We start from the raw sequence: 2,093 nt of genomic DNA, 5'->3' as shown, positions 1-2,093 counted from the left end.
GGGGAGGGCTCGGTTGCTGCCCAGGAGTTCCCAGGCGAACTCGCCGAGGACCAGCCGCATGAGGGCGGCGGGGACGGGGATGAGGGCCGGGCGGTGCATGGCGGTGCCGATGGCTTGGGCTACTTCGGCGTTGGTTGCGGGGACGGGGAGAGTGACGTTGACCGGGCCGGAGAGGGTCTCGTGCTCGGCGACGAAGCGGACGGCTCGGAGCCAGTCGGTGAGGGAGACGACGGGGAAGTACTGCTTGCCGGAGCCGAAGCGGCCGCCGAGGCCCAGGCGGAACGGGAGGGTCAGGAGCTGGAAGGCGGGGGCTTTGCGGGCCAGGACTACGCCGGTGCGGAGGGCGGCTACTCGGCAGCCTGCGGCGCGGGCTGGTTCCAGGGAGCCTTCCCAGACGCGGACCACGTCGGCGAGGAAGCCGTCGCCGAGGGGGGAGTCTTCGGTGAGGATCTCGTTGCCGCAGTCGAGGCCGTAGCCGCCGACGCCGCTCTGGGTGAGGAGGGCGGGGCGACGTTCGAGTTGGGCGGCCGCGTTGGCGAGGGTCGCGGTGGTGGTGACGCGGCTTTCGCGAAGGGTCTTGCGGTACGTCGGGGTCCAGGGGCGGCCGATGTTCGCGCCGGCCAGGTTGACCAGGACGTCGGCGTCGGCGATCGCGGCGAGGTCGAGTTCACCGCGGGCCGGGTCCCATTGGAGTTCGCCGGGGCCGGACGGCGTCCGTCGTACCAGGCGGATGACGTCGTGGTCGTCGGCGGCGAGATCGCGGGCCAGGGACCGGCCGAGGAAGCCGGAGGCGCCGGCGAGCACGTACTTCATCCAGTTCGCTCCTTGCAGACAGTTTGCTCAGTACCGAAAACCAGGGCCGGACAGAAACCCGGCGCCGGTCCGTCGAAACGGAACGGCGCCGGGTCGCGCTGTACTGAGAGTGGATCAGACGTCGAACTGGGCCTCTTCGAGGCGTTGCTTGACGGCCGTCAGGTAACGGGCCGCGTCGGCACCGTCGACCAGGCGGTGGTCGTAGGTGAGGGCCAGGTAGACCATCTGGCGGATGGCGATGGTCTCGCCGAGCTCGGGGTGGGTGATGACGACCGGGCGCTTGACCACGGCGCCGGTACCGAGCATGCCGACCTGCGGCTGGTTCAGGATCGGGGTGTCGAACAGGGCACCCCGGCTACCGGTGTTGGTGATGGTGAAGGTGCCACCCGCCATCTCGTCCGGCGTCACCTTGTTGTTGCGGGTGCGGTCAGCGAGGTCGGCGATCTTCTTCGCCAGGCCGGCGATGTTCAGGTCACCGGCGTTGTGCACGACCGGGACCATCAGGCCGCGCTCGACGTCCACCGCGATGCCCAGGTGCTCGGCAGCGTGGTAGGTGATCTCGCCCTTCTCCTCGTCGATCGACGCGTTCAGCTTCGGGTACTGCTTGAGTGCGTCGATGGCAGCGAGGGCGAAGAACGGGAGGAAGGAGAGCTTGGTGCCCTCGCGGGCCTCGAACTCGGCCTTCTTCGCGTTCCGCAGCTTGGCGATCTCGGTGACGTCGACCTCGACCACGGTGGTCAGCTGCGCCGAGACCTTCAGGCTGTTGACCATGTGCGAGGCGATGGCCTTGCGGATCCGGCTCATCTTCTCGGTGGTACCGCGGAGCGGGCTGATCGACGCGGCCGGTGCTGCGGCTGCTGCCGGAGCGGCGGCCGGTGCTGCCGCGGCGGCCTTCTTGGCCTCGGCGGCGGAGATCACGTCCTGCTTGCGGATGCGGCCGCCGACGCCGGTGCCCTGGACGGCGTTGAGGTCGACCTGGTGCTCGGCCGCCAGCTTGCGGACCAGCGGGGTCACGTAGTTCGGGCCCTCGGTGGAGGAACCGTTCGACGACGCGGCCGGAGTCTGTACGGCGGGTGCCTGCGGAGCCGGGGCCTGGGCCGCCGGAGCCGCCTGCGGGGCCGGCGCCTGAGCTGGGGGAGCGGCAGCCGGAGCGGGAGCAGCAGCCGGAGCCGGTGCCTGTGCGGCCGGAGCCGGAGTCGGAGCCGGAGCCGGAGCGGCTGCGGGGGCCGGAGCCTCGGCGGGCTTCTCGGCCGGGGCCGGGGGAGCTGCCGGTGCTTGGG

The 2,093-nt window shown here is 71.1% G+C and carries 2 protein-coding genes; both read right to left on the bottom strand.

What is annotated here, in order from left to right; all coding sequences use genetic code 11:
- A partial coding sequence (locus E1261_RS44515) for a TIGR01777 family oxidoreductase (protein ID WP_132416379.1) occupies window positions 1-813 on the bottom strand: 813 nt, incomplete at its 3' end.
- A gap of 114 nt (window positions 814-927) precedes the next feature.
- Window positions 928-2,093: 2-oxoglutarate dehydrogenase, E2 component, dihydrolipoamide succinyltransferase (gene sucB / locus E1261_RS44510; RefSeq protein ID WP_132416377.1), on the bottom strand; the 1,166-nt coding region annotated here is incomplete at its 5' end.

This window comes from Kribbella albertanoniae (genome assembly GCF_004348455.1).
Lineage (GTDB): Bacteria > Actinomycetota > Actinomycetes > Propionibacteriales > Kribbellaceae > Kribbella > Kribbella albertanoniae.
Note: the sequence above shows the minus strand (reverse complement) of the source record. Positions and strands in the feature narration are given on the sequence as shown.